Source organism: Nocardia sp. CDC153, from assembly GCF_035818515.1.
Classification (GTDB): domain Bacteria; phylum Actinomycetota; class Actinomycetes; order Mycobacteriales; family Mycobacteriaceae; genus Nocardia.
On record NZ_JAYKYU010000002.1, the window covers coordinates 1,491,525 to 1,507,236 of the forward strand.

General features: G+C 68.0%; 19 protein-coding genes. 3 read left to right on the top strand and 16 right to left on the bottom strand.

Annotated elements, in window-relative coordinates; translation table 11 throughout:
- Nucleotides 1–51 precede the first annotated feature (51 nt).
- The 6 genes from VMT65_RS15425 to VMT65_RS15450 form a co-directional block, all read right to left on the bottom strand.
- Nucleotides 52–357, bottom strand: coding sequence for a DUF2469 domain-containing protein (locus VMT65_RS15425; protein WP_019929973.1), 306 nt, complete (start codon nucleotides 355–357; stop codon nucleotides 52–54).
- A 46-nt stretch (nucleotides 358–403) separates the two neighbouring features.
- A complete protein-coding gene (locus VMT65_RS15430; RefSeq protein WP_326309189.1) occupies nucleotides 404–1,144 on the bottom strand; it encodes a ribonuclease HII in 741 nt (246 codons plus the stop codon).
- Nucleotides 1,145–1,174: 30 nt separating this feature from the next.
- Nucleotides 1,175–2,002, bottom strand: a complete 828-nt coding sequence (gene lepB, locus VMT65_RS15435) for a signal peptidase I (RefSeq protein ID WP_326308886.1) — start codon at nucleotides 2,000–2,002, stop codon at nucleotides 1,175–1,177.
- Nucleotides 2,003–2,097: 95 nt separating this feature from the next.
- Complete coding sequence (rplS, locus tag VMT65_RS15440; protein ID WP_033086110.1) at nucleotides 2,098–2,439, bottom strand: 50S ribosomal protein L19; 342 nt, start codon at nucleotides 2,437–2,439, stop codon at nucleotides 2,098–2,100.
- Nucleotides 2,440–2,609: 170 nt separating this feature from the next.
- Nucleotides 2,610–4,292, bottom strand: a complete 1,683-nt coding sequence (locus VMT65_RS15445) for an alpha-keto acid decarboxylase family protein (RefSeq protein WP_326308887.1) — start codon at nucleotides 4,290–4,292, stop codon at nucleotides 2,610–2,612.
- A gap of 36 nt (nucleotides 4,293–4,328) precedes the next feature.
- Nucleotides 4,329–5,255 carry a hypothetical protein gene (locus VMT65_RS15450; RefSeq protein WP_442790255.1) on the bottom strand — a complete coding sequence of 309 codons (927 nt, stop codon included), beginning with the start codon at nucleotides 5,253–5,255 and terminating at the stop codon, nucleotides 4,329–4,331.
- 160 nt (nucleotides 5,256–5,415) lie between these two features.
- On the opposite strand from VMT65_RS15450, the gene VMT65_RS15455 reads away from it, so the two are divergent.
- Together VMT65_RS15455 and VMT65_RS15460 are read left to right on the top strand one after the other, a co-directional pair.
- A complete protein-coding gene (locus tag VMT65_RS15455; protein ID WP_326308889.1) occupies nucleotides 5,416–5,625 on the top strand; it encodes a TOBE domain-containing protein in 210 nt (69 codons plus the stop codon).
- Nucleotides 5,626–5,958: 333 nt separating this feature from the next.
- A complete protein-coding gene (locus VMT65_RS15460; RefSeq protein ID WP_442790226.1) occupies nucleotides 5,959–6,330 on the top strand; it encodes a bleomycin resistance protein in 372 nt (123 codons plus the stop codon).
- 205 nt (nucleotides 6,331–6,535) lie between these two features.
- On the opposite strand, the gene VMT65_RS15465 is transcribed toward VMT65_RS15460, so the two are convergent.
- The 9 genes from VMT65_RS15465 to VMT65_RS15505 all read right to left on the bottom strand — a co-directional run bounded on the left by VMT65_RS15465 (nucleotide 6,536) and on the right by VMT65_RS15505 (nucleotide 14,674).
- Nucleotides 6,536–8,935, bottom strand: coding sequence for a Tex family protein (locus tag VMT65_RS15465; protein ID WP_326308890.1), 2,400 nt, complete (start codon nucleotides 8,933–8,935; stop codon nucleotides 6,536–6,538).
- A gap of 85 nt (nucleotides 8,936–9,020) precedes the next feature.
- Nucleotides 9,021–9,347 carry a DUF732 domain-containing protein gene (locus tag VMT65_RS15470; protein WP_326308891.1) on the bottom strand — a complete coding sequence of 109 codons (327 nt, stop codon included), beginning with the start codon at nucleotides 9,345–9,347 and terminating at the stop codon, nucleotides 9,021–9,023.
- A 2-nt stretch (nucleotides 9,348–9,349) separates the two neighbouring features.
- Nucleotides 9,350–10,045, bottom strand: coding sequence for a tRNA (guanosine(37)-N1)-methyltransferase TrmD (gene trmD, locus VMT65_RS15475; RefSeq protein WP_326308892.1), 696 nt, complete (start codon nucleotides 10,043–10,045; stop codon nucleotides 9,350–9,352).
- A gap of 4 nt (nucleotides 10,046–10,049) precedes the next feature.
- Nucleotides 10,050–10,586, bottom strand: a complete 537-nt coding sequence (rimM, locus tag VMT65_RS15480) for a ribosome maturation factor RimM (RefSeq protein WP_326308893.1) — start codon at nucleotides 10,584–10,586, stop codon at nucleotides 10,050–10,052.
- Complete coding sequence (locus VMT65_RS15485) at nucleotides 10,587–10,829, bottom strand: RNA-binding protein (RefSeq protein ID WP_029930032.1); 243 nt, start codon at nucleotides 10,827–10,829, stop codon at nucleotides 10,587–10,589.
- A gap of 2 nt (nucleotides 10,830–10,831) precedes the next feature.
- Nucleotides 10,832–11,278, bottom strand: a complete 447-nt coding sequence (rpsP, locus tag VMT65_RS15490) for a 30S ribosomal protein S16 (protein WP_326308894.1) — start codon at nucleotides 11,276–11,278, stop codon at nucleotides 10,832–10,834.
- Between the two features lie 418 nt (nucleotides 11,279–11,696).
- Nucleotides 11,697–12,374, bottom strand: a complete 678-nt coding sequence (locus tag VMT65_RS15495; protein ID WP_442790256.1) for a class I SAM-dependent methyltransferase — start codon at nucleotides 12,372–12,374, stop codon at nucleotides 11,697–11,699.
- 221 nt (nucleotides 12,375–12,595) lie between these two features.
- On the bottom strand, nucleotides 12,596–13,696 hold the full coding sequence (locus VMT65_RS15500) for a metal-dependent hydrolase family protein (RefSeq protein ID WP_326308896.1): 1,101 nt from the start codon (nucleotides 13,694–13,696) through the stop codon (nucleotides 12,596–12,598).
- Nucleotides 13,697–13,747: 51 nt separating this feature from the next.
- On the bottom strand, nucleotides 13,748–14,674 hold the full coding sequence (locus VMT65_RS15505) for a LysR family transcriptional regulator (protein WP_326308897.1): 927 nt from the start codon (nucleotides 14,672–14,674) through the stop codon (nucleotides 13,748–13,750).
- Nucleotides 14,675–14,747: 73 nt separating this feature from the next.
- On the opposite strand from VMT65_RS15505, the gene VMT65_RS15510 reads away from it, so the two are divergent.
- Nucleotides 14,748–14,918 carry a hypothetical protein gene (locus VMT65_RS15510; protein WP_326308898.1) on the top strand — a complete coding sequence of 57 codons (171 nt, stop codon included), beginning with the start codon at nucleotides 14,748–14,750 and terminating at the stop codon, nucleotides 14,916–14,918.
- On the opposite strand, the gene VMT65_RS15515 is transcribed toward VMT65_RS15510, so the two are convergent.
- On the bottom strand, nucleotides 14,896–15,633 hold the full coding sequence (locus tag VMT65_RS15515; protein WP_326308899.1) for an MBL fold metallo-hydrolase: 738 nt from the start codon (nucleotides 15,631–15,633) through the stop codon (nucleotides 14,896–14,898). The genes VMT65_RS15510 and VMT65_RS15515 overlap by 23 nt on opposite strands.
- Nucleotides 15,634–15,712 lie beyond the last annotated feature (79 nt).

Sequence of the window (15,712 nt, forward strand, 5' to 3'; positions counted from 1 at the left end):
CAAGCCGAACTGGGAAAACGGTGAAGCTGTGGATAACTCGCGGGCTGTGGATTACTCCGGAAGCCGCAGGTCGGTCTTCTCCAGCTCCTCGATATTCACGTCCTTGAAGGTGATGACGCGAACGTGCTTCACGAAGCGCGCGGGCCGGTACATGTCCCATACCCATGCATCCGACATCCGCACCTCGAAATACACCTCGCCATCCGCGTTCTGCGGACGCAGTTCGACGGAATTGGCGAGGTAGAAGCGGCGCTCGGTCTCCACCACGTACGAGAATTGCCCGACGATGTCCTTGTACTCGCGGTACAGGGATAGCTCCATCTCGGTTTCGTACTTCTCGAGGTCCTCGGCGCTCATCGGGTGGAACGTCCTCCTTGTCGCCCAACTGCTGGGTGTAGAGACATCATCCCGCATACGCCGTATCGGTAGCCACTCGGCCGGTCTCCCGGACGTTTCGCCAGGAGCGACGGTGCTCGGGGGTGATGCCGAGGCGGGTCAACGCCTCATTGTGCTCGGGGGTGTTGTAACCCTTGTGCGCGGCGAAACCATACCCCGGGTACTGCTCGTCCATCCGCACCATCATGCGATCCCTGGTCACCTTGGCCAGCACACTGGCCGCGGCAATGCAGGCCGCGGAGGCATCGCCGCCGATCACGGGCAGGTTCGGCACCGGAATGCCGGGCACCCGGAAGCCGTCGGTGAGGACGTAGCCGGGCACCGGATCGAGCCCGGCCACGGCCCGGCGCATGCCCTCGATATTGGCCACGTGAATGCCGATGGCGTCGATCTCCCAGGCCGGGATCACCACCACCTGCCAGGCCAGGGCGATCCGCTTGATGACCGGGAACAGCTGTTCGCGGACGTTCTCGGTGAGCTTCTTGGAGTCGTCGAGACCGGCCAGCGAGGCGTAGGCCTTGGGCGGCAGCAAACACGAGGCCACCACCAGCGGCCCGGCCGCGCAGCCGCGTCCGGCCTCGTCCACGCCCGCCACCGGACCCAGCCCGCCGCGAATCAGCGCGGCCTCGAGCGTGCGCAGGCCACCGGCCGACCGCATGACCACGCGCGGCGGCCAGTCACCGCGTTCGATCCGCTGAATCTTCTTGCCGCCGCGCTCTTTCCGGTTCGCAGCGGCACCGCTCGCCATCTTCCCCACCGGTCGATTATCCCGCGATTCTCAGTTCGTCTGGGGATCCACCGCGCGGACCGGACCGATCCGGCTCGGCGGCCAGATCTTGAACACGGCCTTGCCGCGCACATCCTTCACCGGCACGGTGCCCTGCAGCTCGTCGGTCATGTGGTAGCGGGAGTCGGCGGACTCGGCGCGGTTGTCGCCCATCACCCACAGGTTCCCGTCCGGCACCTTGACCTCCGGGAACGCCCGCCCGCCCGCATTGAACTGCACGTCGGGGTGGGCCGGATCGAACGGGTTGTTGAACTTCACGTACGGCTCGTCCAGCGGCTTCCAGTCCGACCCGGGAGTGTTGTCCTTCACCAGGATTCGGCCCTGCGCGTCACAGCATTTGACCGATTGCCCGCCGGTGGCGATGACCCGCTTCACCAGATCGTTCTCGTCCGGCGGCACCAGGCCGAAGAAGGACAGGAAGTTCTGCACGCCGCGCACCACCGTGTTCGACGAGCGGATCGACTTGTAGTGGTTGTTCCAGCTATTGGTGGGTCCGACGAAGACCACCACGTCACCCGGCTCGGGATCGCCGAAGTAGTAGCTCAGCTTCTCCACGTAGATGCGGTCGCCGGTGCAGCCCGCACACCCGTGCAGCGTCGGTTCCATGGACTGCGACGGGATGACGTAGGGACGTCCGATGAAGGTCACCAGCAGGGCCACGATGAGCGCCGCGAAACCGACCAGGATGGGAAGCTCCTGCCAGAACGGGCGCTGCTTCTTCTTCGGCTTCGGCTGGGGGGTCTCGGGGGTGCCGTGGATCTCGGCCCCGTTGTCGTCGCCCGAACCAGACATCGTCACCGACTCGCTCTCGTCTGCCACCGGAACAGAGTAGCCCGGCACCGCGAAGAACCATGCGGTGCCGGGCTACTCGGCGTTTGAAGAACCTCCCCGACGGGTCGGGGCAGGTTGCTACCTCAGCGCTTTTCCTTGATCTTGGCGGCCTTGCCGCGCAGATCGCGCAGGTAGTACAGCTTGGCGCGACGCACGTCACCGCGGGTCACGACCTCGATCTTGTCGAGGTTGGGGCTGTGCACCGGGAAGGTGCGCTCCACGCCGACACCGAAGGAGACCTTGCGCACGGTGAAGGTCTCGCGGATGCCACCGTTCTGGCGGCGGATGACGACGCCCTTGAAGACCTGGATGCGCTCCTTGTTGCCTTCGATAACCTTCACGTGCACGTTGACCGTGTCACCCGGGCGGAAGTCCGGGATGTCGCTGCGCAGCGAGCTTGCGTCGACGAAGTCGAGGGTGTTCATTTCCGTCCTTATTGGAGTTCGCGCGAACAGAGGAACCTGGCGGCCAACCCCCACGAGTGGGGTGCTCGACCGGTTCGTGCTCCGGATATTTGGGCGGTGCCCGGGCATGACTGCGCCCAAGGCAACCCGAGTATTGTGCCAGACCCCGCGATGCGGCTGTTAATCGGCCCCTACGTGCCCTTATTGGCCCGAGTCAGCGCCGAGGCGATGTCGGAGACGAGCGGCGGGTAGTCGGTGGTTCCGGTCACCACCTGCAGAAAGACCAATCGGTCCGGCTCGTCGGTGGCGGCTTTCAGACATTGTTGCAGTTCACCGGCCGTCGTGGCGCGCAGACTCAGGACGGAGTCGGCGTCGCCGCCGAAGGCGTGCGGGAGTTCGGACCAGCGCCACGGGGCGATGTCGTTGTACGGCGCGTCGGGTCCGTGGATGGCGCGCTCGATGGCGTAGCCGTTGTTGTCGACGAGAATGATCACGCCGGTGAGCTGTTCGCGAATCCAGATGCCGAGCTCCTGAATGGACAGCTGCGCCGCGCCGTCGCCGATGACGAGGACCGCACGCCGATCGGGGCAGGCGATGCCCGCACCCAGCGCGGCGGGCAGGGCGTAGCCGATGGAACCCCACAGCGGCTGGCCCAGGAAGGTGATGCCGGTCGGCATGCGCAGGGTCGCCAGCCCGAAGAAGGCCGAGCCCTGGTCGGCCACGACAATATTGTTGTTGCCCAAGGCCTCCGCGACCATCGGCCAGAGAATCGCCTGGGTGAGCGGGGCGTCGGCGGCGGGCGATTCGAGACCGACGGTGCCGTCGTGGGCCGGAAAAGGTGCGGGCGGGGCGAATTCGGCGGCCAGATCGATGAGGATCTCCAGCGCGGCGGGCAGCGACAGCGGCGCGAAGGCGTCCACTCCCCCGATGACCGTGCGCTCCGGGCCGATGTCGATGGTCCGGCGCGGGTCGATGCGCTGACTGAATCCGGCGGTGATGCTGTCGGTGTATTGCACGCCGACGGTCACCAGGCGATCGGCGTCCTCGACCGCGGCGCGGACCTCGGGCGGTGAGGCCGCACCGGTGTAGATGCCCAGGAAGTTGTGCGCGGATTCGTCGACAAGGGTCTTGCCCCAGGCCAGGGTGGCGTGCGGCAGACCCTGCGGCTGATCGGCGGACGGCCCGACCAGCGTGCGCAACCGACCGGTCGCTCCGACACGGTCGACGACGATATCGGCCAGCACGGTCACGCGATGGCCGGCGAGGAATTCGCGAGCCGCCCGTTCGAAGGCCGCCCGGGCTCCGGCACTGCTGAAATCGGCGGGCGGGGCCAGCGGCGTCGTGGGCGGGGACACCTCCACGCGGGCGGTGTCGGTGGCCAGCATCAGATAGCCGGGCCGCCGGTGCACGCGCACCGAGTTCAGCACCCGGTCGATCTCGGCGCAGGCGTCGGCCGCGCCGAGATCGGCCTGGGCGCAGGTCACTTCGGCGGCGATGCGGCGGAAGTGGTGGAAGTCACCGTCGCCGAGGGTGTGGTGGATGACGCGGTGATGGGCCTGGATGTCCTTGGCCGGGACGCCCACGATGTGCACGACGGGGACGTGCTCGGCATAGCTGCCCGCGATGGCATTGACGGCGCTGAGCTCGCCCACGCCGTAGGTGGTGACGACCGCGCCGATGCCGCGCAGGCGGGCGTAGCCGTCGGCGGCGTAGCCCGCGTTCAGCTCGTTGGCGCTGCCGATCCAGCGGATGTCGGGGTGCGCGATGACGTGGTCGAGGAATTGGAGGTTGAAATCGCCCGGCACACCGAAGATCTCGGTGACGCCGAGCTGTTGGAGCCGATCGAGCAGGTAGTCACCCACGACGTAGCCCATGGGTCAACACTGGCACGCCGAACGAGCATCAGCAACCTATTGGCTATCGACAGATTCGGGTGGGCGTTCGACCGGTCGGGTCTCGGGATGTCGGTCCGTGGGCTTGCGGCCGGTGATCAGGTGCAGATGGGCCGAGGGCGGCGGGGCGGGCGGGGCCGGCACCACGGTGCGGCTCAGCTCCTCCTCGGCGGCGCGCAGCACGTGGGCGGCGTCGGGCTTACCGGCGAGCAGGTCCTGGACGAAGATCTTGGCGCGAATGACCGGGCGGCGGTAGCGGCGCTCGCGGCGCATGGCCCGGCGCATGAGGCCCTCGCCGTAGCGCCAGCGCGCCCAGGGCGCGCCCGGACGGCTCAGCCGCAGTGCGCCGATGACCAGCAGCGGCGGGAAGAACATGCCGAACAGACCGGTCCAAATCTTGCCCTTGGCAATGACAATGGCGGCCAGCAGCAGATTCACCAGCGCGAAGGTGACGGTGAACAATCGCTCGGGCACATTCGGGTCGGAGCGGAAGTCGCGCACATTGCCGATGTCGAGCAGCCACAGCGGATGAAAACCCAACAGCAGCAAGCCCGTCACCGCGATGGCCACGAACACCGCGTCCACCGAGGTGCGGCCCTGCTCCTCCCAGTACACGTCGCGCAGGTAGTAGATGAGGGCGAACTCGTCGAGCACGAGCGCCGCGCCGACGCCGAAAACCGCGGCCAGCGAACTGATCACGCCGACGCTGCTCTGATACAGCGCGACCAGTCCCATGCCGGAGCCCAGCACCAGGACCACGCCGAACACCATGTGGTGAATGTGGACGTCGCCCGCACGCACATTGCCCGGCCACCAGCGGACCCGTTTGCGAATGAGCCGCACGCTGATTCGAATCAGCAGGAAACCCACGATGAACCCGAGCAGCAGGCATGCCAGCGGCAATCGGCCGTGCGCCACCACGACATCTTCCCACCACCGATGCACATGCATGCCCGTGTCGTCTCCCGGAATCCTCGCGCGAACACCAACCCCAGCCACGCTACCCGCGCCGGAGCCAGGCGGGCAGAGATCACAAACGCCGACGCGGTGAGATAGCAATCGGCCAGCCAACGGCCTGACCGGCTCCGCGACTAGGCTCACGCCTATGAAACTCAGCACACGAAACCAACTCGACGGAACCGTCACCCAGGTCACCAAGGGTGAGGCCATGGCCGTAGTGCGCGTCCGCCTCACCGGTGGCGACGAGATCACCTCCTCCATCACCCGCGAAGCCGCCGAAGAACTCGGCCTGACCGACGGCCGCCCGGTCAAGGTCCTCATCAAGTCCACCGAGGTCTCCCTCGGCGTCGAATAGCCCCACGCCGAAGCGGCCGAGGTGAATCCCCGGATTCCCCTCGGCCGCTTCGTTTTCGGCACCGACCGGACCCGACCGCGCGCCGCATGCCGGTGAGATGGGCTGCCATGAAGGCGAGCGCCGTGTGGCGGCGGTCCCCGACCGCGCCTGGCTCCCTGGAGCGCCCAGGCTCCTCGGGGCCGCCGGTCAGCGGTGGTGCCCTGCTCCCGATGGCGGCATGCTCGCCCGTGGCGCGCGATTCCCTCGCTCCTCGTGGAGGCCGTTGCCGGAGGGGCGATGTCGGTGGGCGGCTGTACCGTCAGGGGTGAGTCGCTGCCGATGAAGGGGAGAAACGTGTCGGACGAGATCGTCTTCGAGAGCGCCGCACCCGTAATTCCGGTCTTGGATCTGGACGCCGCCCTGGACCGCTATCGCCGCCTCGGCTTCACCGCCTACGCCTACGAGGGTCGGGCCCGCTACGGCTTCGCCGACCGCGGCGGCGTCGCCCTGCACCTGACCGAGTGGCCCGAGCACGATCCCAAGCGCACCGCGTCCGCAGTCTATTTCTACGTCTCCGACGCCGACGCCGTGTACGCCGAGTGGCGGGCCGCAGCCCTCCCCGGCCGCCTCGTCCCACCCACCGACACCGACTACGGCCTACGCGAATTCGCCTACGTCGACCCCGACGGCACCCTCCACCGAGTCGGCTCCTCCCTGCCCATCTGACCGCACCGACCCGGTAATCAGCTACTACGAGCTGGAGCGCTGGTTGTGGGCTGCGAATGTGGTTGGGGCCGAGGGATAACGGGGGCCACCGGAAGGGCAGCGCATAAGCAATCGGGTGATTCCACGGCGGCCTCGAATCGCGGCGGCGGACTCCGGAAACGACGCGGGCCCCGGGGTTCCCGGGGCCCGCTCGCGCGTGGTCTTGCTACTTGCCGAATCCGGCGCGGCGGAGGGCGTCCGCCATGGAGCCGCTGGGGGCGGATTGGTTGCGGCGGTCGTTGTTTCGGTTGCCGCCGCCCTGGCCGCCCTGGCGGTTGCCGCCCTGACGGTTGTCACGGTTGCCGCCACGCTGGCCGCCGCCCTGGTTGTTGCGCGGGCCGCGGTCGCCGCGGTCCTGCTTGGGCTTGCCGGGCTCGTCGTCCAAGCGCAGGGACAGGCCGATGCGCTGGCGCTGGACGTCGACCTCGAGCACCTTGACCTTCACCACGTCGCCGGACTTCACGACCTCGCGCGGATCCTTGACGAAGTTGTGGGACAGGGCCGACACGTGGACCAGGCCGTCCTGGTGCACGCCCACGTCGACGAACGCGCCGAAGGCCGCCACATTGGTGACGACGCCTTCGAGCACCATGCCCGGCTTCAGATCGGCGACCTTCTCGATGCCCGCGGCGAATTCGGCGGTCTTGAACTCGGGGCGCGGGTCACGGCCGGGCTTCTCGAGCTCGGCGATGATGTCGGTGACGGTCGGAACACCGAACTGCTCGTCGGTGAAATCGGCGGGCCGCAGCGCACGCAGGGCGCTGGTGTTGCCGATGATCTCCTTGATGCTCTTGCCGCTGGCGTCGAGGATGCGCCGGACCACCGGGTAGGCCTCGGGGTGCACGCCCGAGGTGTCGAGCGGGTTGTCGCCCTCGCGAATGCGGAGGAAGCCCGCGCACTGCTCGAAGGCCTTGGGGCCCAGGCGCGGAACATCCTTGAGAGCCGTGCGACTGCGGAACGGGCCATTGGCGTCGCGGTGGGCCACAATGCTTTCCGCGATCGAGTTGGAAATGCCCGACACGCGCGAGAGCAGCGGCACCGAGGCGATGTTCACGTCCACGCCGACGGCGTTCACCGCGTCCTCGACGACCGCGCCCAGCGAGCGGGCCAGCAGGGTCTCGGACACGTCGTGCTGGTACTGGCCGACGCCGATGGACTTGGGATCGATCTTCACCAGTTCGGCGAGCGGGTCCTGCAGGCGGCGGGCAATGGACACCGCGCCGCGCAGCGACACATCCATATCGGGCAATTCGGCCGAGGCGTAGGCCGATGCCGAGTACACCGACGCGCCCGCCTCAGAGACGACGACCTTGGTGGGCTTGTTCTCCGGGATGCGCGAAATCAGCTCGGCGGCAAGCGCGTCGGTCTCGCGCGAGGCGGTGCCATTGCCGATGGCGATGAGCTCCACCTTGAACCGCGCGACCAGTGCGCCCAGCACGGCGAGCGACTTCTCGGTCTGGCCCTGCGGCTTGTGCGGGTAGATGACCTCGGTGGCGACCACCTTGCCGGTGGCGTCCACGACCGCGACCTTCACACCGGTCCGGTAGCCCGGATCCAGGCCCATGGTGGTGCGGGTTCCGGCCGGGGCGGCCAGCAGCAGGTCGCGCAGATTGGCCGCGAACACGTCCACGGCGTCGCGTTCGGCGGACTGCCGCAACCGCATTCGGGTATCGATGCCCAGGCTCACCTGCAGCTTGGTGCGCCATGCCCAGCGCACGGTGTCCAGCAGCCACGCGTCGGCGGCGCGGCCCTGGTCGGCGATGCCGAACTTGATGGCGATGCGGCCCTCGTAGATCGAACGCTGGCCTTCCTCGAGCTCCTCGGTGTCGGGTTCGAGGTGCAGGTTGAGCACCTCTTCCTTCTCACCGCGCAGCAGCGCCAGAATCCGGTGCGAGGGCAGCTTGTTGAACGGCTCGGAGAATTCGAAGTAGTCGGCGAACTTCGCGCCCGCCTCTTCCTTGCCCGGGCGCACCGACGAGGTGATCTGACCGCGTTCCCACATGAGTTCGCGCAGTTCACCGACCAGGTCGGCGTCTTCGGCGAAGCGCTCCACCAGGATCGCCCGCGCGCCGTCGAGCTGTTCGGCGTTGTACTGCGCGGGATCGGTGGTCGGATCGTTGAGCAGGGCGTCGGCCACGGGCTCGTGCCCGGCCTCGCGCGCGATCTGTGCCTTGGTGCGCCGCTTGGGCTTGAACGGCAGGTAGATGTCCTCGAGGCGGGCCTTGGTGTCGGCGAGCATGATCTGCGCGTGCAGCGCCTCATCCAATTTGCCCTGGCCGCGAATGGATTCGATGATCGAGCTCCGGCGCTCGTCGAGTTCGCGCAGGTAGTGCAGGCGCTCGTCGAGGGTGCGTAGCTGCGCGTCGTCGAGCCCGCCGGTGACTTCCTTGCGGTAGCGGGCGATGAACGGCACGGTCGACCCGGCATCGAGGAGTTCGACGGCGGCGCGCACCTGGTGCTCGCCCACACCCAACTCGTCGGCGATGCGCCTGCCGACGCTGGCGAGGCGGACTGTGCTTTCGGCACCCGTGGATGCTGCGCTGACGGTTTCGGAGGCTGTCGTCACGCCCGCAGACACTACCGCCGCCACCTGACAGCCCGTGCAACCCCCACACACGATTCCGTCACCATTTCGCGCGAAACGGACACGCTCAGCCGAAATTCCTTGGGGAGGCCTTGAATTCGGGGCAGTAGACAGCGACGGCTGCTTGGATCAAGCGCTGCTCGTAACCCCACTGGTCGGTCGCTATGACCGGGATCCCCGCGTGCAGGCGGGCGCAGACGTCCTTGCCCTCGGCGATGAGGTGTTGGCCGTCCTCGGTGTTCTCGTAGCCCGGGGAGGTGACGGTTGTGTCGCCCAGCTTGCTCAAGAACAGCGAGTCGAGGTTGTCGGCGACGGCCTTGCCGCCGCCGAAGATGGCGGTGAACAGGGCCAGGCCGGTCAGGGTCGCACCGAGAAAACCGTTGGGTTTGCGCATGATTACTCCTTCGCGCCGTTCTCCGGCAGGAGATCGGGGCGGCGTTCGGCGGTGCGGCGCAGGGATTGTTCGTGCCGCCAGGCCTCGATCTTGGCGTGATTGCCCGACAGCAGGATCTCGGGGACGTCGAGGCCGCGCCAGCTCACGGGCCGGGTGTAGGACGGCCCTTCGAGCAGGCCGTCGGAGAACGAATCCTGTTCGTGGGACTGCTGATTGCCGAGCACGCCCGGAATCAGCCGCACGAACGCCTCCGTCATGACCAGCACCGCGGCCTCGCCGCCGATCAGTACGTAGTCGCCGATGCTGACCTCCTCCACGCGCACCCGGCGCGCGGCGTCATCGAAGACCCGCTGATCGATGCCCTCGTAGCGCCCGCACGCGAACACGATGTGCTGCTCGCCCGACCACCGCTGCGCCGTCTCCTGGGTGAACGGCACGCCCGCGGGCGTGGGCACCACCAGCAGTGCGTCGTCCGGACACACCGCGTCCAGCGCGTCGCCCCACACGGTCGGTTTCATGACCATGCCGGGCCCGCCGCCGTACGGGGTGTCGTCCACCGACTTGTGCACGTCGTGCGTCCACTGCCGCAGGTCGTGCACCTCCACCTCGAGTAGCCCCTTGTCGATGGCCTTGCCCAGCAAGGCCGCTCGCATGGGCTCGAGGTATTCGGGGAAGATCGTCACTACGTCGATACGCATGGCGCTACTCCGGGTCCAGCAGGCCCTCGGGCGGGTCGATGACGATCAGCCCGTCCGCGACGGACACGGTCGGGACCATGGCGAGCACGAACGGCACCAGGATCTCCCGGCCCGCGGGCGGGAACGCGTCCCCGGCCTTGATCGAAAGCAGTTCTCCCGCAGCCGAATGCAGCACCTCGTTGACGGTGCCGACTTCGGTCCCGTCGCCGAGTTCGACGCGCAGGCCCTCGAGTTCGTGGTCGTAGTACTCGTCCGGGTCTTCCGAGGGCGGCAGGTCGGCGGTGTCCACCACGAAGACCATGCCCCGCAACGCATCCGCGGCCGTGCGGTCGGCGATGCCGTCCAGACGCAAGAGAAGCCGGCCCGAGTGCTCCCGGACCGACTCCACTTCGAATTCCCGCGTCTGGTTGGCGCGCGGCAGCTTCCCCTTCAGGAGGCTGCCGGGCGCGAACCGCAGTTCCGGCTCGTCGGTGCGGACTTCTACGACGAGTTCGCCACGCACACCGTGCGATTTGGCGACCCGCCCGACGACGAGTTCCATCTATTGATCCGTGTCGACCACGTCGACGCGAATGCCCTTACCGCCGATCCCGGCGACCAGGGTGCGCAGCGCGGTCGCGGTACGACCGCCGCGACCGATCACCTTGCCCAGATCGTCCGGGTGCACGTGCACCTCGACGGTCCGGCCACGACGGCTGGTGATCAGCTCGACGTGGACGTCGTCGGGATTGGCGACGATGCCGCGAACCAGGTGCTCGACGGCATCGGCGACGACGGCGCTCATGATTATTCGGCGGCTTCGGTGGTGGCCTCAGCGGCCTCGGCCTCGGCGGCCTCGTCCTTCTTGGCGGCCTTCTTCTTGGGGGTGACGGCCTCGGTGACCGGCTCGTTCTCGGCGGCGGCCAGCGCGGCGTTGAACAGGTCCAGCTTGGACGGCTTGGGGGCCTTGACCTTCAGGGTGCCCTCGGCGCCCGGCAGACCCTTGAACTTCTGCCAGTCGCCGGTGATCTCCAGCAGCCGCTTCACGGGCTCGGTCGGCTGCGCGCCGACACCCAGCCAGTACTGGGCGCGCTCGGAATCGATCTGGATGAGCGAGGGCTCTTCCTTGGGCTGGTAGATGCCGATGGCCTCGATGGCGCGGCCGTCACGACGGGTACGGGCGTCGGCGACGACGACACGGTACTGCGGGTTGCGGATCTTGCCCATACGGGTCAGCTTGATACGAACAGCCATGAGCTGATGCCTTTCAAATGGTTGGTCACGTCGCAATTCAGCGGTCCGCGCGAGGCGGACCCGGTTTTGCGTCAAGTGCTGTGACCGCCGCGCGGTACGGAACCGGGGACGGGCTGACACTGTCCTCGACGAGGACGGTCGTTCATTCTGCCAGAACCCCCGCGCCCCGAAGAAATCGCCCCGAACCACCCCCTGAAACGGCGACAGCCCACCGGGTCGACCCCGATGGGCTGCGTCCGGCGACGAACCTACGGCTGCACCGGCCCCGGGCTCGAGCTCCCGGACGTGAGCAGCTTCACGATCAAACCGGCCAACACGCTGATAGCCAGGGTTTCAATGGACCCCACGGTCATCTCCTCATCAGGTAGAGATTCAAACGTCTGAAGCATGACCGATTCACTTTTATCGCGCAGCCGAATCACAGAGAACGCGTAGCGGTCACGATCCGGCTCGCGACCCACGGACCGCCCCACCACATCCGCCAGCCGACCGACCGGTCCTCCACCTCCAGCGCGCCGAACTCCTCGAGCGCCCGCTGATACTCGGAGGTCTTGAAGATGTCGACGAGGACCAGTCGGCCACCCGGCCGCACCACGCGCAGCGCCTCCCGCACCGCGGCCCGGCGCAGCGCGGCGGAGGGGATGTTGTGAATGGCCAGGCTCGACACCACCACGTCGAACTCCCCCGCACCGAACGGCAGCTCCGTCATATCCGCGGTATGCAGCTCGACCCGATCGGCCACCCCCTCGGCCTCCGCATTGCGCTCGGTGACGTCCTGGGCGTTCCCGGACTGATCCACCGTGCGCCACAGGTCCACACCCACGGCCCGCCCGTTCGGCAACCGCCGCGCCGCGGCCAACAGCACGGCCCCGCGCCCGCACCCCATATCGAGGAGCCGCTCGTCCCCGCGCAGCCCCATCTCATCGAGCAGCCGATCCCACACCACGAACTTCCCCCACCGCGTGGCATGCAGGTACAGCCCGAACTGCACCGCGAACAGCGCCGCGAGAACCAATAGATACCAAGGGATTCCGAGCCCCAGCGCCGGATAGACCGCCAAGGCCACGACCAGTAATGCGACAACGACCGCGCCCATCCAGTACAGCTGCGCCGGGGCATCCAATCCGTACGCGCCCCGCCGCGGAGCCGACACCGTCCTCACGACCCGCCCTCCTCGATGAGTTCTCGCCGCGGATCACCAATCCCCCAGCGGCCCAATCCGATCGCCATTGTCCCACGCCCGCCCGCTCACGCGGTGAGCAACAAGCGCGCAGCGGCCACCGGCTCCAGGACACGGCACTCGGGCCGGGGAATCCGCTAGCGATTCGCGGTGACCGGGGAGCGGCGGTGGTAGACGCGGCCACGCAGGACGACCAGGGCCGGGGTGGCGACGGCGGCCGGGTTCTCGCGCGGATCTTCCTGGTAGACAACGAAATCGGCGGGGGCGCCGGGTTCGATGCCGGGGTGACCGAGCCAGGTGCGGGCGTGCCAGGAGGAGGCGGCGACGGCGGCGTGCGGGGTGAAGCCGGCTTCGGTGAGGGCGCGGATCTCGTCGGCTATGCGGCCGTGGTGGATGCCGCCGCCGGCGTCGGTGCCGGTGTAGATGGGGACGCCCGCCTCGTGGGCCTTGGCGACCGTCTCGCGGGAGCGGCGGTGCAGGTCGCGCATGTGGGCGGCGTAGGTGGGGAATTTGGTTGCGCCGTCGGCTATTCCGGGGAAGGTGTCGATATTGATGAGGGTGGGGACGAGGGCGGTGCCGTGGGCGGCCATGAGGGCGATGGTGTCGTCGGTGAGGCCGGTGCCGTGCTCGATGCAGTCGATGCCCGCGTTCAGCAGGCCGGGCAGGGCGTCCTCGCCGAAAACGTGGGCGGTGACGCGCGCGCCCGCGTCGTGGGCGGCGTCGATGGCGGCCTTCAGGATGGCGTCGGACCACAGCGGGGCGAGATCGCCGACCGAGCGGTCGATCCAATCGCCGACCAGCTTGACCCAGCCGTCGCCGCGCCGCGCCTGCTCGGCCACGATGTCGGGCAGCTCGCGTTCGTCGTCGACCTCGATGCCGAGTTCGCGAATGTAGCGCTTGGGTCGGGCGATGTGGCGACCCGCGCGAATGATGCGCGGCAGATCGTCGCGGTCGTCGATGAAGCGGGTGTCGATCGGTGAGCCCGCATCACGCAGCAGCAGCGCACCCGCGTCCCGCTCCACCTCCGCCTGAGCCACCGCACCGGCCGAATCCTCGTGCCCGCCACCGTGTTTGATGCCGACATGACAGTGCGCGTCGACCAGCCCCGGCAGGATCCAGCCGCCGGTGTGCACGGTCTCGGCGTCACGGATCGGCTCGTCGGAGATCAGCCCGTCACGCACCCAGAGGTCGCGGACCTCGCCCTCCGGTAGCACCACACCACGGAAATGCAGCCGCATCCGGCCTCCTCGCCTGGACGGAATGTCTCGACACCCGGGTCCACTATCGCATCAGTCGTCCAGCACGGTGATATCGGTCCGCGCCGCGCACACCTGTCGAATGGCGTGCAGCCCGGCCGCGATCACCGGATGCTCGGCGCTCCCCCGCCGCACCGCCGAAAGGTGACGGCGCACCGGGGCCGGATCATCACGCAACGGGACGCGCACCACCGCCGACTCGGGCGGCAGGAAGGCGAGCCGGGGCACCAGGGAAACCCCGAAACCGTGCGACACCATGGCCGCCACACCCGGGAAATCGACTGCCTGCCCGGCGATTCGGGGCGTGAACCCGGCCGCCGCGCAGGCGGCCGACACCACGAGGTGATGGGTGATCCGCGCCCGCCCGGTGATCCACGGCTCGTGCGCCGCATCCGCCAGCGTGACCGTCTCGCGTCCGGCGAACGGATGCCCCACCGGCACAAGCAAATCCAGTGGCTCCGTCAACAGCGGACGCTGCTCGAAGCGCGGGTCATCGGGTGCGGGGCTGCCGGGGGCGGGCAGCACGATCGCGATATCGCTGTCCCCGGCCAGCAGCGTCTCGAAGCAGTGCTGGCTCTCGTCCTCGATCAATTCCACTGTCAGACCGGGATTCTCGTCACGAAGGCGCGCGGCGGCCGCGACCACCAGTGCCGCGAGCGCGGTGGGCATCGCGCTGATCCGCAGCACGCCCGCGATCCCCGCCCGATGCGCGGCCAGCTCGGCCCGCGCGCTCTCCGCCTGCGCCGCAAGCAGATCCGCGTGCCGCAACAGCGCGTACCCGGCCGCGGTCAACTGCACCCGCCGCCCCACCTGCGCGAGCAACTCCACATCCAGTTCCCTGGCCAGCCCCCGCAACTGCTGCGACACCGTGGACGGCGTCAGATGCAGCGCCGCCGCGGCTGCGGTCACCGTCCCGTGCTCACGCAACACCCGCAGGGCCTGCAACCGAGGATCGATCATGTGGAAATTCCATACGATTGGCTACGAAAACTTTCGATGGACCCAGCCTACCGCCGCCGCGAACACTGTTCTCATGACCGCATCAGACAAACCCTGCACCCACTGCGGCTGGCCCACAACCCAACCCTTCCAAGTACTTTCGTGCCACCACACCTCCGAGGGCCTGGTCACCTATACCCGTTGCGCCTGCGGCGCCCTCGGTATCCACCTCACCCCCGCCTTCACCCGCGGGCGAATTCACTGATCAGTCGCGGCAGGTCCTGCCGGATCGGCGCGCCGTGCCCGGGAACGAGAATCCCAGCCTCGACGCCGCTGAGCGCGCGAGCGCTTTCGAGCGTGCCCGCCTGGTCGTGATTGAAGAACCCAGGCAGCAACTGCAACCCCGTCTCCGCGACCAGCTTGTGCCCGGTAACCAGCGCATCCCCGGAAAACAGCACCCCCTCCGACGGCATCAGATACGCGGTATGCCCATTGGTATGCCCCGGCGTAGGAATCGCGACCAGCCCACCCGGCAGCGCAGCCAACGTCTCGGCGTCCCCCTCCGTGGCTGTGGGCACACTCATCCCGATATGCCCGATCACCGCCCGCACGGTCTGCCCCACCCACACGATCCCCCGCCGACTCCCCAACCGCTGCACCATCTGCAGCGGCGTAATCTGCTGCAGGTACTCCCTTTTCGCATGCCGCACTTCCTCGGCCCCGGTATAAACCGGCACCCCGAGCTTCTCGACCAATGTGGGAATGGCCCCGATGTGATCCAAATGCGCATGCGTCACCACCACCGCGCGAACGTCGGCGAGGTCATTCCCGATCTCCCGCACCGACTTCAGCACATCCCCGGTATCCACCGGATACCCGGCATCGACCAGAGTCACGCCCCGCTCATCACTGACCACCGCCCAATTGACGTTGGTCCCCGCCACCACGTAGACGGACTCGGATACCTGCTCGATCTTCACGCGCAAACCGTACCGACAATCCCCACGGATGTCGTTCCCCTCCCCTTTCCACTGTATACACGAATTCGGGGCCTCATGC